Genomic DNA, 15,789 nt, shown 5'->3' with positions numbered 1-15,789 from the left:
TTACTGTTCTTTCATCGCTTTTAACTGTTCATCTGAAAGCAATCCTCGGCGCTCAAGTAACGGCCATACTTTAGGATCTTGTCCTCTAAAACGACGATACATAATCATAGGATCCTCTGTGCCACCCGTTTCAAGCACATGCTTACGATAGCCGTTGGCAGTATCTTGATCGAAGATACCGTTTTGGCTAAACACTTGCCACGTATCGGCGTCATAAATATTTGACCAGATGTAGCCGTAATAACCAGACGCGTAACCACCGGAGAAGATATGCGAGAAATAACCTGTGCGATATCTAGGGGTAATTTCAGGTATTAAGCCAATCTCGTCCATGGCGGCTTTTTCGAACGCGTCTGCATCTTGTTCAGTAGCCGTTTCAAGGGTATGCCATTTCATATCTAATAGCGCGGCCGCCATATATTCTGTCGTGGCAAAGCCTTGGTTGAATTTACCGGCCGCTTGAATTTTTTCAATTAAGGCTTGTGGGATAACCTCGCCAGTTTGGTAGTGTTTGGCAAATTGAGCGAGTACTTCCGGTTCCATCATCCAGTTTTCCATGACCTGTGAGGGGTACTCTACGTAGTCGCGAGGCAGAGAAGTACCAGTCTGTGATTGATAGTATCCGTCTGACAACAAGCCTTGTATGGCATGACCGAATTCATGGAACAATGTTGATGCTTGGTCAAACGTCAATAGCACTGGGGCATCTCCCACAGGGCGAGGGTAGTTAAGCACATTATAAATGATGGGTTTAACATTCTCGCCAAACATCTTTTGCTGTTTACGGTAAGAGTTCATCCATGCACCGCCACGCTTACTTTCACGCACGTAGTAGTCGGTCATGTATACGCCGATACTTTCCCCATCTTTATCGAATACTTCAAAAGTGCGCACATCTGGGTGGTATTTAGGAATATCGTCACGCTCTTTGAACGTGACGCCCCATAGTTTTTCGGCCGTGTAAAAAACACCTTCTCGGGTAGCATCAAGAGAAAAATACGGTTTAGTTTGCTCTGCATCTAAGTCGTAACGGGCTTTGCGAATTTTTTCCGCGTAATACCACCAATCATAGGCGGCTAGGGTAAAGTCGCCACCTTCAGCATTAATCATCTCCTGCATATCGGCTACTTCTTTTTTAGCTTGGGCTAATGCTGCCGGCCAAACTTGGTCAAGTAAGCCATAGACATTTTCAGGGGTTTTAGCCATAGCCTTTTCGAGTACGAAATTCGCGTAGGTTTTATATCCAAGCAATTGTGCTTTTTGATAACGAAGTGAAGCAATCTTAGACGCTAATTTCTTATTGTCGTTTGCGTTGTCATTGTCACCACGCTGAATATAACCTTCGTACAAAGCCTTACGTAATTCACGATTGTCGGCATAGGTTAAAAATGGATTTTTGCTTGGGCGATGGGTGGTAAATACCCATTTACCGTCGTGACCACGTTCGGTAGCAGTAACGGCAGCTGCGGCAACAATATCGTCAGGTAACCCTGCTAGGTCCTCTTTGTTGTCAATAACCAATTCAAATGCGTTGGTTTCAGCAAGTAAATTCTCGCCAAACTGCACAGATAACTTTGACAATTGGCTGTTCAAGTCACGTAGTGTCGCTTTATCTGCATCATTTAAATTAGCGCCACCACGCACAAATGATTGGTAGCTATCGTCGAGTAGCGTTTGTTGATCAGTGCGTAAGTCCAGTTGGTCTTTTTTCTCATACACGGCTTTTACCCGTGCAAAAAGCTTGGCATTAAGATAAATATCATCATTTAACGCTGATAAACGAGGGGACATTCTCTTGGCAATGCTCTGCATTTCTTTGGAGGTATCGGTACCGTTTAGCGCATAAAAAACCGTCGACACATGATTCAGCGCCAGGCCTGATTTTTCCATGGCTTCGATGGTATTTTCGAACGTAGGAAGCTCGTTTGAATTGGCAATATCGTCGATTTGTTGTTTGTTTTTGACTATGGCGAATTCAAATGCGGGCTCAAAATGTTCAATTTTTATTTTTGCAAATTCGGGTACCCCGAACGGTGCGTTTGACTCGGCTAATAACGGATTATTTTTTTCGATATTGTCGATTTGTTGAGAAATTTTTTGTTGTTGAGTTTGGTCTATGTTTGCTTGGCTTGAGGTGTCAGGTTGACACGCGGCAAGCATAACAGCCATTGCAATGGGGCTGAGTGCTGCTTTTTTCATAAGGATCCCTGAATTAAATACTTTGACGACTATATTGTCGTTCGATGTTGTTTATTTTGATGTCACTTACCTGCGAAGATAATGCGTAGGTAATACTAAAGACTATCGCGATCTGCTACATGACCGCAAATTTGTTGACCTATACTCTATTAACAAAGTGTAAGCGTTGATGTGCGGTCTTGGACTTTGATACGCAACTATAAACCTTGGTGATGTTAGTGTCTTTTTAATGGGGTATTTCGCGCGTATTTTGAGCGAAAACACGAATAAATTAATTAATTCTTGCGAAAAAAATTAGCAACTGTTAAAAAGTCAATTAAATTACATAAAAAGTTAATTTGCAGTTGTAATTATATGTTTACATTTAATCGGCCGCTTGCTTTGAACGTGTTATTTCTAGAAGGACTGCTAAGCAGTTTTAATTTATTTTTTACTTATGTGAGTCAAGATTATGTTACGCGACAACATTAACAATATTAACGTTACCTCAGAACAGGTACTGATAACCCCTGAAGCCTTGAAAAATGAACTTCCTGTTACCGATCATGCCTTGTCTGTGATCCAGTCTTCACGAAAAATTATCTCCGATATCATTCACCGCCGAGACCATCGTTTCTTAGTCATAAGTGGGCCATGCTCCATTCACGATATTGAAGCTGCTAAAGAGTATGCCCTTAAACTCAAAGAGCTACATGAATCATGTAAAGATACGCTGTACATTGTTATGCGTGTTTATTTTGAAAAACCACGTACTACCGTTGGTTGGAAAGGCCTAATCAATGACCCACATATTAACGACACATTTGATATTGAAACTGGGTTACGTAAAGCGCGAGAACTATTGATATGGTTAGCGGAGCTTGAGATTCCTGTAGCGACTGAAGCGCTCGACCCCATTAGCCCTCAATATTTAGCTGAGCTATTTAGCTGGTCTGCTATCGGTGCGCGTACGTCCGAATCTCAGACTCACCGTGAAATGGCCAGTGGCTTATCCATGCCGGTTGGCTTTAAAAATGGTACTGACGGCAGCTTAGGCATAGCGATTAATGCGTTGCAGTCAGCTGCATCAGGCCATAGTTTTATGGGCATTAACGGTGAAGGCCAAGTTAGCGTTATTCAAACCCAGGGCAATCCAGATGGGCATATTATTTTACGTGGTGGTAAACAACCGAATTATGATTCTGTTTGTGTCGCGGACTGCGAAGAAGAAATGCGCGCTGCTAAGTTAAGCGCTGGGTTAGTGGTTGATTGTAGCCATGCGAATTCAAGTAAAGATTATCGCCGTCAGCCGTTGGTCGCACAAAATGTAGTGAATCAAATATTGGGCGGAAACCAGTCAGTTATTGGTATTATGCTGGAAAGTCATTTAAACGCGGGTAATCAAAGCAACAAAGGTAAAACGCCTAGCGAATTAGAATATGGTGTTTCGATTACCGATGGGTGCATTAATTGGGAAGCAACAGATGAGTTAATCAACCATATGCGTGATAAACTTATTACTGTATTGCCTTTGCGATTAAATAAAATGAACAGCCCGAATTAGAAGGAACGTGAATGCCAACCGAACTAGAAAAACTACGTGACCAAATTGATTCTGTCGATTCAGAATTAGTTGCACTCTTAGCCAAGCGTGCAGCGCTGACCGAACAAGTTGGTATGTATAAAAGCAAGGTTGGTTTACCTGTATATGTGCCCGCTCGTGAAGCTGAACTGATTGAACAGCGCTGCGAGCAAGCAAAAGCGATGGGCGTGCCCCCCGCGTTGGTAGAGGATTTGTTACGCCGTATTATGCGTGAGTCGTATCATACCCAAAATAAGCGCTACATGTGCTGTGCTCCTGAGGTAGAAAATATTGTCGTTATCGGTGGGGCCGGGGCGCTTGGGCGTATTTTTGTCGATATGTTCACTAGAAGCGGTTACAAGGTTGATATTCTTGAGCAAAACGATTGGCCTAAAGCGGATGAAATGTTCGCTACCGCGAGTTTGGTACTCGTGGCAGTGCCGATTAAGTTGACTGAACACATTATCGCTAGGCTGGATAACCTCCCTGAAAGTTGCATTTTAGCAGATATCACCAGTACCAAGGCGGTCCCACTGAACGCAATGTTAAATACCCACAAGGGGCCTGTAGTGGGATTACACCCTATGTTTGGCCCTGATGTGTCTAGTATGGTTAAACAAGTCGTGGTGGTTTGTCATGGCCGTGAAGAAGATAAGTATCAATGGTTGCTACAACAAATGCGAGTGTGGGGAGCGGCGCTGCAAGAAACTGACGCTCAAGAACACGATGATTCAATGGTGTTTATTCAGGTCATGCGTCACTTTTCAAGTTATGTATTTGGCGCACATTTACTGACTGAAAACCCGTCCCTTGATCGTCTTATTTCACTCAGTTCTCCAATATACCGACTTGAGCTTGCTATGGTGGGGCGTTTGTTCGCACAAGACCCTGCCTTGTACACTGACATTATCTTCAATAATAAAGACAGTATTGCTGTTCTGACCAGTTTTAGAGATACCTTCGATAACGCATTGGACATGCTCAAAAAAGGTGACAAAGGCGCGTTTATCAAACTGTTCTTCAAAGTAGGCGCGTGGTTTGGTGATTATTCGAAGCAATCTTTGGTGGACAGTAAAAAATTGCTGCTCAAAGCCAACGATGATCGAACCATAAGCGAGTAATGCGCACCTAATCAAAAATAACGATAATTTCATGATTTCACGGTTACCAAGGTGGGTAGAGTACGGGGCTTTCATATTGGCGTTGATTGCTGGTAGTGTTAATGCTGTGGGGTTATTAGGATTTACCCATCAAGCGATATCGCATTTATCAGGCACAGCAACACTCGTAGGCGCAAGCCTAACGCGCGCGCCATTAGCTGAATCACTTCATCTTCTCACCATTTTGCTCAGCTTTGTATTAGGGGCCGCATTTTCTGGCTTCTTTTTACGTAATCGTACGCTTAAATTGTCTCGTCATTATGACTTGTTACTTGTCACCGAAGGTTGTCTGTTAATAGTGTCAATTTGGTTGCTTCAAGATAATTACCCAGCAGGGCATTATGTCGCGTCTGCCGCATGCGGTTTACAAAATGCGTTGGCGACAACATACAGTGGCGCGATTGTACGTACTACGCATATGACGGGAATTTTCACCGATTTGGGGATCATGTTAGGTGAACGTTTACGGAAAAAGCATTTTGATAAGCGCAAAGCAGTACTTTTTTTATTGCTGATTACCGGTTTTATAAGTGGTGGTGTAATAGGTGCGAATTTATTTAGTTATTTTGGGTTCAACGCCTTATTGATGCCTGCATTCTTATGCTTTGCATTGGCGCTTAGCTATCGTGTTTATCGCAACAGAATGAAAAGAAGGCGCTAAAAAAAGCGCCTTCTTTATCTCAAATAGACTCACCTTGGAGGTGAACTACACTGTTAGTTATTCTTCTTTGAGAGCATTAACAGCCGCAATTTTAGTCGGGTTTATTTCATCATTTGGATAGCAACCCAATACTTTAAAATATCGTGTGGTGTTTTTTAGCTCTTCAAGTGCCACTTGCATCGGCCCATCTTGAATGTTGCCTTCCACATCGAGATAAAACATCTCTTCCCATGGGTTACCAGTAATCGGTCTTGATTCCAATTTCGTCATATTGATGTTGTTACTTTTAAGCACCATCAGTGCTTCTACTAATGCCCCCGATTTTTGCACTGTTGACATCACTAGTGTTGTTTTGGCTGGTACTTGCAAAGGCACATTGACCGGCTGGCGGGCTACAACGAAGAAACGGCTGTGGTTTTCTTTTTGATTGGCTAGGTTCGACTTTATAGCATGTAAGCCATATAGCGCCCCGCCAGCTTCACTACCAATTGCGGCAACTGATTCACTTTGTAGTTCATTCACTGTCATCATTGCTGTAGATGTGGCATCACACGTAATCACTTCAACATTGCCTAATTCGGCTAAAAAGTGGCTACACTGGGCAAATACTTGAGGGTGTGCATATAAGGTTTTAATACGATGTACGTCAGTATTTTTACTTACTAGTAACGCATGTTTAATAGGGTGAGTGAGTTCACCAATAATCGACAAATGAGTATGCTGTAACTGGTCATAGACTTCGTTGATACTGCCTGATGAAGTATTTTCAATGGGCAGCACCGCATAATCAGCTTCGTTGGTTTCCACCTTTTTAATGATTTCACCAAAACTTTGGCAACCAATTTCTAATAATTCACCTGGGCGACGAGAAAAATACTTCTGTGTCGCTAAGTAACTGTACGAGCCTTTGTCTCCTAAAAATGCCACACGGTTGAGTGGTAAACTACTACCAGGGTTTGCTCGTTGCGCCAACAACGCTTGCTGGTTCAATACCGAATCTTCAATGATTACATGAAATAATTGGGTAACGTAATGGGCATCAAGTCCATGTCCTTGGCCGCGCTTAATCAAGCTAACTAAAAGCTGTTCTTCGCGTTTGTGATCTCTTACCGGAATATGATGGGTAATTTTGGTTTCAGCCACCTGATTAGTGCACTGCTGACGCTCAGCGAGCAGTTTAAGTAACTGCTGATCAATTGAGGTAATTTGTTCTCTTAATTTATCTAGCTCCACGACCGACATTTTACTCACTTCCATAAATAGGTTAAAAAGCCTTTTAGGTAAGGCATAAGTTCTTTGTATATAAATGATTTAACACAGGCTTGGCGCGCTGAAACTATTATCAGTTGAATACACTGGGCTTTCGAATCTATTAACTCAAGCGCCCAATGTCAATCTTTACCTTATGCTAAAATAGCCTTTAGCGTAGATATTTTCTATAAACAGGCTAAAAGTGTAAGTTTCCTAGCGCTATCTACTCCTCTAAAAGGGAGATAAGTAACATCTTAACTTGTTCCACTTCAAAGGGTTTATCACACAGTGCATTCACGCCAGTCTGGTGAATATTGGCCATATGCAAGCTGTTTACAGATTCTGACGTTACCATAATAATGGGAATATGTGACGTTTCACTGTTAAAACGGATGAACTCGGATAATTCTCTCCCATCCATTTCTGGCATGTTGTAATCCGTTATCACTAAATCGAATGTGTGTTCTTTGAGCTTAGTGAGCGCTGAAGCGCCATTTTCCGCTTCAATTATCTGTTCGATACCCAACCCCTGTAAAACACGCTTAATATGGTTTCGAGCTAGTTTACTGTCATCTACCAATAAAACACGCACCTGGCGAACATCAAATAAATCTAAGTCTAATTCTTCGGTGTTAATCAGATCTAATGAGGCTTTTAACGCGCGAGAAAGATTCTCGGTGCTAAACGGTTTGGGCAGCATAGCGGCCACGCCCGCTTGTTTAAACTCTTCAAGCTTTTCTGGCCGGTTTTCAGATGAAACCAACATAAAGGGAATGGAACAATGTTCAGGCGAGTTTTTAATTGATTTTAAAATATCTACGCCGGTGCCATCTTCAAGGTACATAGAACTTACAACCAAGTCAGCCCCATGTTTATTGATGGTTTCTATGGCTTCTTTAACATTGCTGACGGCAGTCACGTTTTCGACGTTTTCTTTGTGCAGCAATGTACTGATAATTTTTCGTTGGGTATCCGATGGCTCGACTAAAATAATACTTAAGTCTGCTAACAATATTTTTTGCATGGTAAACCTTTATTGGGAATTGATTTAGCGGATTAACCACCAGCTAGCTTTACAGTGTAGCCGCGCTTTTCTAAAGCTTGTTTTATTTTGTCTCTGTTATCACCTTGAATTTCAATCACGCCGTCTTTTACTGCGCCGCCTGTACCGCACATTTTCTTTAATTCAGAACACAAGGTTTTGATCTGGGCTGCATCCATGTCCATACCGCTCAGGGTCGTTACCCCTTTTCCCTTGCGACCTTTTGTTTCTCTGCGGATACGGATAATACCGTCTGTTTGTGGACGTGAAGGCTGCGCTTTTTTAGGGGCAATTCGACCACCATCTGTACTATATACAAGATTATCTTGGCTCATGTTGTCTATCGCTTTAGCTTGGAAGATGAAAATAAAAATGTGATTCTATTAAAAAAGCGGTGATGTTTATAGGCAAAATGCGCAAACTGCTATTTAATGTAAGAGCAACTAAGCGCAGTTTTATGGAGTAAAGCATGAGTTTGGAACGAAAATTTTCAGCTGACAAAAAGCAATTAACGGTGGTCGCTGATGAAGTATTTGATTTTGGTAAAGTGCAGGATTTTCGCGTGGCCTTTTCAACTGATATTGAAGACGTGGAAGAGGTAACAATCGACTTACACAAAACAGCGTACATGGATAGCTCAGCATTGGGTATGTTATTGAACATGCAAAAGCTGTTATCAGGTAAAGTGTCTACTTTTAAAATTACTAATACCCGCCCGCAAGTGCTTAAAATTTTACAAATTGCACGCTTCGATAAAAAATTTGAAATCAGCTAGTTTGCTTGCTAGCTAAGCGGTGGTTCGCCTAATTATGCGTATACTTATTGTTGATGATGACTCCTTAAACCGTTTCTTATTAGTGCACATGCTAGAACAGAATGGTTATCTAGATTGCTATGAAGCAGAAAGTGGTCACGAAGCACTGTCGTTAGCGAAGCGCATTCAGCCTGAGCTGGTGTTACTTGATGTGATGATGGAAGACATGAGCGGCTTTGAAGTGGCGCCATTGCTCAAGGCTCAAACAGATGAAATCTATCTACCCATTATTTTTATTACCGCATTGGATGACGAAGACAGTCTGGTGCGTTGCCTTGATGTGGGGGGCGACGATTTCGTTGCCAAACCCTTTAACAAAACTATTTTGGCGGCGAAAATAAGTGCCCATGCACGCACTCGGGAATTAAGTAAAAAGTCATTTGAACAAAATCAGCAATTGAAATTTTATCGCAACGCAGTGGAGCGCGAACATAAAATTGTTGAGCATATTTTCGGTAATGCAGTAACGAATGACGCCAAGTTGTTACCCTACTTAGATTTTAAGTTACTTCCCGCAACAGATTTTAATGGTGACTTACTATTGTTTAGTGCAGGCCCTAGTGGTGGGCTCTATTATTTAGTCGGTGACTTTACCGGCCATGGCCTTGCTGCCGCTATCGGTGCGTTGCCGGTTTCTCAGGCTTTTCATGCGATGGCAAGTAAGGGATTATCAGTATTTGAAATGGCCGCGACGCTAAACGAAACCTTATTAAAGTTGCTGCCTGGTGATATGTTTTTTGCCGCAGCGATCGTGCATGTGAGTCTTTGTGGAACTCGCTTGGAAATATGGAATAGTGGCATGCCTGACCTATTGCTATTCAATGCGCAAGGGGAAGTGGTCGAGCGGTTCTCATCACAGCATATGGCGTTAGGCATATTAGAGGCCGATGAAATGGGTAAAGAAATACAGCGCTATCAAAGTACCCTAGGTGACCGTTTACTGGCTTTTTCAGATGGCGTGATAGAAATCATGGATCCTGAGCAAAATATGCTTAGTGAAAAACAAATTGAACATTGGGTTGCCGCGCAAGCAAATGTGACGGTCACAGAGTTATTTGAACGCATTACGCAATTTAGTCAAAATACCAACCCTTCGGATGACTTAACGTGTGTTTCCTATACGTGTCAATCCCTTTTGGCTTTGGAGCACCAGCAAACCATTGCCCCCATCCCTTTCCATTTGACCTTTGAATTAGACGCTAGCGCTATTAAAGAGGGCGATCCTGTGCAAAGTGTGGTGAACATGGTATGTAGCCAGACTGGCATGTACGCCCTGCATGCTCGTTTATTTACTGTTGTGAGCGAGTTGTATAACAACGCCTTAGATCACGGGGTTTTAAAACTAGATTCAGGGTTAAAGCATTCCCCAGATGGCTTTGAAACCTATTTTGATTTGCGCATGCAGCGTCTCGCCCAGTTAAGTCAGGCAGAAATCACCATGACCCTGACATTTGAGCCCGTTAAGCGTAGTTTAATTATTCTGGTGCGGGATTCTGGACCAGGGTTTGATTATCAGCTTCGCTTAAAACAAGCCAGTTTAGAGGATTGTTTTGGACGTGGTATACAGTTAGTGGCAGAGTTAACAGATAGCGTGCGGTATTTAGATGCTGGCAACGCGGTCGAAGTGATGTTTAACGTATAATGTGATGTTTCACGGATAAGCTAAAAAGGCAGGATATGCAAAAGAACTTACAAACCATTATCAGAAAAGCGCAAGTGAGCGATATTGAATCTTTGGTTAATTTCAACCAATTAATGGCTGACGAAACCGAAGGTAAGCAACTCGATAGTGATGTGCTAACGTTGGGGGTAAGCAACCTAATTAATGATGCAAGCAAAGGCTTTTATCTGGTCGCTGAAATTGACGAGCAAGTGGTTGGTAGCTTGATGGTCACAACCGAGTGGAGTGATTGGCGAAACAGCGAATTTTGGTGGGTACAAAGTGTTTATATTGTGCCGCAATTTCGCCGTAAAGGGCTTTATAGTGCTCTATATGGTAAGGTGCGGGCACTTGGCGATGAAGCTGGTAATGTGTGTGGCTACCGTCTTTACGTTGAGCGGGAAAATCTGGTTGCCCAACGCACTTATGAGGCGTTAGACATGGGTGAAAGTCATTACCTTATGTTTGAAAGTCAATAAAACACTACCTAATTGATAATTATTCTCAATTGATTTAGGCTGTCACGCATTCGATAAATAGTATTTAGAACAGGATATAGGTTTGAAACGTTTTCTTAAATTAGTCGGTTTAGTCAGTTGTGTTTCCGTTAGTGCTTTTGCAACTGCGCAAGAAGTTAATGTGTATTCCGCGCGAAAAGAGGCGCTTATCAAGCCGTTGCTCGATAAGTTTAGTTCTGATACGGGTATATCTGTTAACCTTGTTACCGGCAAAGCCGATGCGCTTATAACCCGCCTTAAAAGTGAAGGGAAGTACAGCCCGGCGGATATCTTAATTACCACAGATGTAGGTCGACTATACCGTGCAAAAGAGCAAGGTCTAACTCAAGCGATTGAAACAGATGCGTTTAAAGGATTGATTGCGCAAAACTATATTGACCCAGATAGCAACTGGGTTGGTTTTACCTTAAGAGCGCGGCCTTTTATGGTAGCCCCTGAGCGCGTTGATGTCAGCCAGTTGTCTCGTATGGAAGACTTAGCCGATGAACAATGGCGTGGTAGAATCTGTATCCGTTCCTCAAGCAATATTTATAACCAGTCCATGGTGGCCGCTATGATTGCTCAGCTTGGTGAAGAGAAAACTCAAGCTTGGTTAAATGATTTTGTTAAGAATTTCGCGCGCACGCCCAAAGGTGGAGATCGCGACCAAATTAAAGCCGTTGTGGCAGGTCAGTGTGATATCGCCATTGCCAACACCTACTATTTAGCCGGTATGGCCAGTGATGGAGACGACGCTACGCGAGAAACGGCCAGCAAGGTCAAAGTGGTATGGCCGAATCAACAAGATCGTGGCGCCCACGTCAATATTTCTGGTGCAGCCATAACGAAGCACGCTCCTAATGCCGCCGCAGCGCAAAAGCTAGTCAGTTTCATGCTGCAGGAAGAGTCCCAAGAGTGGTATGCAAAAACGAATCATGAGTACCCCTTACGCGCTGATGTTGAGCAAAGTGAAGTGTTGACAACATTCGGTGACTTTAAAGCCGAAGATGTGGATCTTGCTAAAGTGGGCGAATTAAACCGTCAAGCAGTGATTTTGATGGATAAAGCAGGTTGGAAATAGCCCGATAGTATACTTTACCGATCTGTTCTCTTTTGAAAATTAGTCCTTGGCGAGAGCCGTGGTTATGGGCCGTCACTGTCTTTAGTTTACTCTTGGCAGTGCCGGTTTTATTAATTTTTACCAGCGTTTTTATTCCCCAAAAAGACTTGTGGCAGCACCTGTTTGCCACAGTGCTTAATGACTATGTTTATCATTCATTACTGATAGCCTTTAGTGTGGGTGGACTGACGCTATTGCTAGGTACAAGCTTAGCTTGGCTGGTGGCTCGCTACGAGTTTGCTGGGCGTGGCACGTTACAGTGGCTTATTCTGCTACCTATGGCAATGCCTGCCTACATTCTAGCGTATACCTATACTGGTATGTTGGATGTGGCTGGGCCATTACAAACACACCTGCGCGCGACCTTCAACTGGACATATCATGATTATTGGTTTCCTGATGTGCGTTCAGTAGGCGGTGCAATATTGATGTTATCACTGGTGCTTTATCCTTACGTGTACATGTTAGCGCGCACGGCATTTTCAGAGCAATCAGCTAGCTTTTATGAAGCAAGCCGTAGCATGGGCGTTAGCGGCTTTGGTTACTTTCGTAAAGTTGCTTTTCCGCTAGCTCGTCCGGCCATTTTAACCGGTACTGCATTGGCTATGATGGAAGCTTTTGCAGACTATGGCACCGTGCAATATTTTGGTATTAGTACCTTTACCACGGGTATTTTTCGTACTTGGAACGGTCTAGGAAATGCTATTGGGGCGGCGCAATTAGCTGCCGTGCTAACCAGTTTTGTGCTGGTACTTTTGTTGATTGAAAAAAACTCTCGTCGTCGCTTACGCTACTTTCATCAAGGCCAAAAGCAAAATAGCGCTAAACGCTTAACTTTGACGCCGGGAGCCGCAGTGTGGGCTGTGATTGCTTGTTTGTTGCCAGTATCTTTAGGGTTTATTATTCCTTGTGCGCAATTGTTAATTTGGGCAGCAGAACGTGCGGCCACGCAAATTGATAAGAGCTTTATCGATTTGATTTGGAATAGCTTTTACTTAGCAGCAAGCGCTGCGTTGATTGCTGTTGGTTTAGCATTGTTGTTTGCTTACGCGAAGCGTTTACGTAGCCACTGGTTACTCAATTCTCAGGTGCAAATAGCGAGTTTGGGTTATGCGATACCAGGTACAGTAATTGCTATTGGCGCAATGCTGATGTTAAGCGCCGCAGATGATGCTTTGAATGCGCTTAGCGAATCGCTGTTTGATATCAGTGTTGGCTTGATATTTTCAGGTACATTAGTTGCGCTACTTCTGGCTTACTCTGTGCGCTTTTTGGCAGTCGCATTACACAATGTTGAAGCTGGATTACAACGCATCAAACCAAGTATGGATGACGCGGCACGCTCCATGGGGTTGTCCTCTTTTGCTGTGTTAAAAACTGTTCACATACCCTTGCTACGCGCTAGCGTACTCAGTGCTCTATTGCTGGTTTTTGTCGATGTATTAAAAGAACTGCCCGCTACACTCATTCTGCGCCCCTTTAATTTTAATACGTTAGCAGTAAGAACATTTGAGCTGGCCTCAGAAGAGCGGCTTCAAGATGCGGCGGTTCCGGCAATAGCCATAGTATTGGTTGGAATATTACCGGTTATATTATTAACCAGAGCACTTGAGTCAGGTCAAAATCGGTGACAAAGGTAAATGAGAGTGCGCTGTTATGAAGGTGGAACCATATGCTTGATTTGAACAATATCAGTATTGCCTACGACAATAAAACGGTGGTGAATGAGGTGACTTTCTCGCTCAACTCTGGAGAAATAGGCTGCTTATTGGGACCATCAGGATGCGGAAAAACGTCTATTTTGCGAGCAATTGCGGGGTTTGAACCTGTTACCCGAGGAGAGATTGCCCTAAGAGGTGCACAGGTTGCCAGTGTAGATACGCATATCGCACCGGATAAGCGCAAAGTCGCCGTTGTCTTTCAGGACTTTGCCCTGTTTCCACACTTAAACGTAGCGCAAAATATTGCGTTTGGATTACATCTCAGTAGCGCCAAAGAAAAGGCTCAACGGGTTGATGAACTACTTAGCTTAGTGGGCTTGCCTGATATAGGTGAACGCTTCACTCACGCCTTATCAGGCGGTCAACAACAAAGGGTGGCCCTTGCGCGTGCGCTGGCGGTCAGACCTGATCTATTATTGCTTGATGAGCCGTTTTCAAGTTTAGATGCTGAGCTACGCGAAGACTTAGCGCAAGATATTAGGCGTATTCTAAAGCGAGCAGGTACGAGTGCACTGCTAGTCACTCATGATCAGCATGAAGCTTTTGCCATGGCTGATAAAATAGGGGTCTTAAATGCGGGGCATTTGTTACAGTGGGCAACGGCATATCAGTTGTATCACCGGCCTGTAGACAAATTTGTCGCTGGTTTCATTGGCCAAGGCACCTTGTTACCCGGGCAAATTATGGTGACGGATAACACAGACGACATTCACCTTAAAACCAAGCTGGGTGTCTTTTCTCTCACTCAAGAACAAATAGTACAGTTCGCAGGTGCTACACACATTGATGTATTGGTGCGTCCAGATGACATAGTTCATGATGACAATAGTCCGAATGTGGCGTTGGTCATGGCGCGTGCATTTAAAGGTGCACACATACTCTATGAACTTGCTTTGCATGATGATCCAACGGCAACTGTGCTTTGCTTAGCTCCTAGTCACCACGACCACGCTCTTGGTGAACGGATCGGCATCCGCTTAGATCTTAAGCATCTCGTCATGTTTAGCGCGTAAGAGCGACCGTTTATCGATACATTGTTCATTCCCTCTTGTAATCTGCTTAATAATCGTTAGATATAAGGGTAATTAAAAAATGAAAGAGAAGTGGTTATGTTGTCAAAGTTAGTAAATTGGTTTGAAGAAAAGACACGTCAAGACAAACAGACAGGGCGGGGGAACAACCCAGAAGTAGCCACTGCAGTTTTACTTTACGAATTAATGCGGGCCGATGGTGACTTTAGCGCAGAAGAACAGAGCGCTTATGAACATATCCTACGTACACGTTTTACCTTAGATGACACTCAATTGAGTGAACTACTTGATTTGACCAAAGATAAAGCCGCCCAAGCGGTAGATTTTTCGCAATTTACTCGGGTTATCAATGATACTTGCACGCCAGATCAGCGCCGCGGCATTATCGATGCGCTTTGGGAAATAGCCTACGCAGATGATGTACTGGATCCCGAAGAGGAACACATGATAAGAAGGGTTGCTGACCTTCTGTATGTTTCCCATAGTCAATTCATTAAAAGTAAACTTGCTGCGGCCGGCGAGTTGTAACCTTTTTGCATGGTGTGTCTAATTGGATACACTTGTAAGTTAATGCATTCCCTCACAAGTCGCTAGTTCTGCAGCGTTTTCCCTCGCTCATTGACAGTATGCTTATTTTTGTCTTTAATTCGCGACATTTAATCTTACTGGCTCCTCGAACTATTCTCCTGTTTTCAATGTAACAAACTGATTTTAAAGGCTTAAATAAAACTGGCTCAGATATTGTAATACTAAAGTTGTAATCGTACTTTTCTCGACTGGTTCCTCGGGAGTGATGCATGGATAGCAGGTATGGTGAAAATAATAAGGGTCGACACTAATACTGTTATTGGCTGCGATGGCGTTTGCAACTGATGGCTCTTGTTCATTTTTAGCTAGACTTACGAGTTGCGCTTATTGCAAGGCAAGGATGCTATTTATCTTTTTCAACGAACCCAATTTTGCCTTCGTGCTGCGGATATAACATTCATGAAACGCGCTTTCTGTAAATTCATTTCTTGCCTACTTACGGTTTCAAGTAGTTTTGCTATAGCTATCCCATCTCAGCCACAGG

The 15,789-nt window shown here is 43.2% G+C and carries 14 protein-coding genes; 10 read left to right on the top strand and 4 right to left on the bottom strand.

Annotated features, from left to right (window positions below; genetic code table 11):
* Complete coding sequence (locus FX988_RS05170; protein WP_160178640.1) at positions 1–2,199, bottom strand: M3 family metallopeptidase; 2,199 nt, start codon at positions 2,197–2,199, stop codon at positions 1–3.
* A 451-nt stretch (positions 2,200–2,650) separates the two neighbouring features.
* On the opposite strand from FX988_RS05170, the gene FX988_RS05165 reads away from it, so the two are divergent.
* From FX988_RS05165 to FX988_RS05155, 3 genes are read left to right on the top strand one after another with little or no spacing between them, the layout of a single operon-like run.
* Positions 2,651–3,742, top strand: a complete 1,092-nt coding sequence (locus FX988_RS05165; protein WP_160178639.1) for a 3-deoxy-7-phosphoheptulonate synthase — start codon at positions 2,651–2,653, stop codon at positions 3,740–3,742.
* A gap of 11 nt (positions 3,743–3,753) precedes the next feature.
* Positions 3,754–4,881 carry a bifunctional chorismate mutase/prephenate dehydrogenase gene (tyrA, locus tag FX988_RS05160; protein WP_160178638.1) on the top strand — a complete coding sequence of 376 codons (1,128 nt, stop codon included), beginning with the start codon at positions 3,754–3,756 and terminating at the stop codon, positions 4,879–4,881.
* Between the two features lie 31 nt (positions 4,882–4,912).
* Positions 4,913–5,581 (top strand): YoaK family protein, encoded by a 669-nt coding sequence (locus FX988_RS05155; RefSeq protein WP_160178637.1) that lies wholly within the window; start codon positions 4,913–4,915, stop codon positions 5,579–5,581.
* Between the two features lie 57 nt (positions 5,582–5,638).
* Here the strand turns inward: FX988_RS05155 and pheA are convergent, their stop codons facing one another.
* The 3 genes from pheA to yciH form a co-directional block, all read right to left on the bottom strand.
* Positions 5,639–6,838 (bottom strand): prephenate dehydratase, encoded by a 1,200-nt coding sequence (gene pheA / locus FX988_RS05150; RefSeq protein WP_201751634.1) that lies wholly within the window; start codon positions 6,836–6,838, stop codon positions 5,639–5,641.
* Positions 6,839–7,055: 217 nt separating this feature from the next.
* On the bottom strand, positions 7,056–7,856 hold the full coding sequence (locus tag FX988_RS05145; protein ID WP_160178636.1) for a response regulator: 801 nt from the start codon (positions 7,854–7,856) through the stop codon (positions 7,056–7,058).
* Positions 7,857–7,888: 32 nt separating this feature from the next.
* A complete protein-coding gene (yciH, locus tag FX988_RS05140; protein ID WP_160178635.1) occupies positions 7,889–8,209 on the bottom strand; it encodes a stress response translation initiation inhibitor YciH in 321 nt (106 codons plus the stop codon).
* 134 nt (positions 8,210–8,343) lie between these two features.
* On the opposite strand from yciH, the gene FX988_RS05135 reads away from it, so the two are divergent.
* The 7 genes from FX988_RS05135 (at position 8,344) to FX988_RS05105 (ending at position 15,245) form a co-directional block, all read left to right on the top strand.
* A complete protein-coding gene (locus FX988_RS05135; protein ID WP_008302478.1) occupies positions 8,344–8,649 on the top strand; it encodes an STAS domain-containing protein in 306 nt (101 codons plus the stop codon).
* Positions 8,650–8,683: 34 nt separating this feature from the next.
* Positions 8,684–10,330, top strand: coding sequence for a fused response regulator/phosphatase (locus tag FX988_RS05130; protein ID WP_160178634.1), 1,647 nt, complete (start codon positions 8,684–8,686; stop codon positions 10,328–10,330).
* A 35-nt stretch (positions 10,331–10,365) separates the two neighbouring features.
* A complete protein-coding gene (locus tag FX988_RS05125) occupies positions 10,366–10,827 on the top strand; it encodes a GNAT family N-acetyltransferase (RefSeq protein WP_160178633.1) in 462 nt (153 codons plus the stop codon).
* An 82-nt stretch (positions 10,828–10,909) separates the two neighbouring features.
* A complete protein-coding gene (locus tag FX988_RS05120) occupies positions 10,910–11,926 on the top strand; it encodes an extracellular solute-binding protein (RefSeq protein WP_160178632.1) in 1,017 nt (338 codons plus the stop codon).
* Positions 11,927–11,958: 32 nt separating this feature from the next.
* A complete protein-coding gene (locus tag FX988_RS05115; protein ID WP_160178631.1) occupies positions 11,959–13,596 on the top strand; it encodes an ABC transporter permease in 1,638 nt (545 codons plus the stop codon).
* Between the two features lie 41 nt (positions 13,597–13,637).
* A complete protein-coding gene (locus FX988_RS05110; protein WP_160178630.1) occupies positions 13,638–14,699 on the top strand; it encodes an ABC transporter ATP-binding protein in 1,062 nt (353 codons plus the stop codon).
* Between the two features lie 96 nt (positions 14,700–14,795).
* Positions 14,796–15,245, top strand: coding sequence for a TerB family tellurite resistance protein (locus FX988_RS05105; protein WP_160178629.1), 450 nt, complete (start codon positions 14,796–14,798; stop codon positions 15,243–15,245).
* Positions 15,246–15,789 lie beyond the last annotated feature (544 nt).

It is taken from the genome of Paraglaciecola mesophila, from assembly GCF_009906955.1.
Classification (GTDB): domain Bacteria; phylum Pseudomonadota; class Gammaproteobacteria; order Enterobacterales; family Alteromonadaceae; genus Paraglaciecola; species Paraglaciecola mesophila_A.
Note: the sequence above shows the minus strand (reverse complement) of the source record. Positions and strands in the feature narration are given on the sequence as shown.

What these genes read in the sequence shown, in the direction of transcription:
- pheA (WP_201751634.1), bottom strand. Translation starts at nt 6,838, where the DNA reads ATGGAAGTGAGTAAAATGTCGGTCGTGGAGCTAGATAAATTAAGAGAA.
- tyrA (WP_160178638.1), top strand. Translation starts at nt 3,754, where the DNA reads ATGCCAACCGAACTAGAAAAACTACGTGACCAAATTGATTCTGTCGAT.
- FX988_RS05130 (WP_160178634.1), top strand. Translation starts at nt 8,684, where the DNA reads ATGCGTATACTTATTGTTGATGATGACTCCTTAAACCGTTTCTTATTA.
- FX988_RS05135 (WP_008302478.1), top strand. Translation starts at nt 8,344, where the DNA reads ATGAGTTTGGAACGAAAATTTTCAGCTGACAAAAAGCAATTAACGGTG.
- FX988_RS05165 (WP_160178639.1), top strand. Translation starts at nt 2,651, where the DNA reads ATGTTACGCGACAACATTAACAATATTAACGTTACCTCAGAACAGGTA.
- FX988_RS05105 (WP_160178629.1), top strand. Translation starts at nt 14,796, where the DNA reads ATGTTGTCAAAGTTAGTAAATTGGTTTGAAGAAAAGACACGTCAAGAC.
- FX988_RS05110 (WP_160178630.1), top strand. Translation starts at nt 13,638, where the DNA reads ATGCTTGATTTGAACAATATCAGTATTGCCTACGACAATAAAACGGTG.
- FX988_RS05170 (WP_160178640.1), bottom strand. Translation starts at nt 2,199, where the DNA reads ATGAAAAAAGCAGCACTCAGCCCCATTGCAATGGCTGTTATGCTTGCC.
- FX988_RS05145 (WP_160178636.1), bottom strand. Translation starts at nt 7,856, where the DNA reads ATGCAAAAAATATTGTTAGCAGACTTAAGTATTATTTTAGTCGAGCCA.
- FX988_RS05155 (WP_160178637.1), top strand. Translation starts at nt 4,913, where the DNA reads ATGATTTCACGGTTACCAAGGTGGGTAGAGTACGGGGCTTTCATATTG.
- FX988_RS05125 (WP_160178633.1), top strand. Translation starts at nt 10,366, where the DNA reads ATGCAAAAGAACTTACAAACCATTATCAGAAAAGCGCAAGTGAGCGAT.
- yciH (WP_160178635.1), bottom strand. Translation starts at nt 8,209, where the DNA reads ATGAGCCAAGATAATCTTGTATATAGTACAGATGGTGGTCGAATTGCC.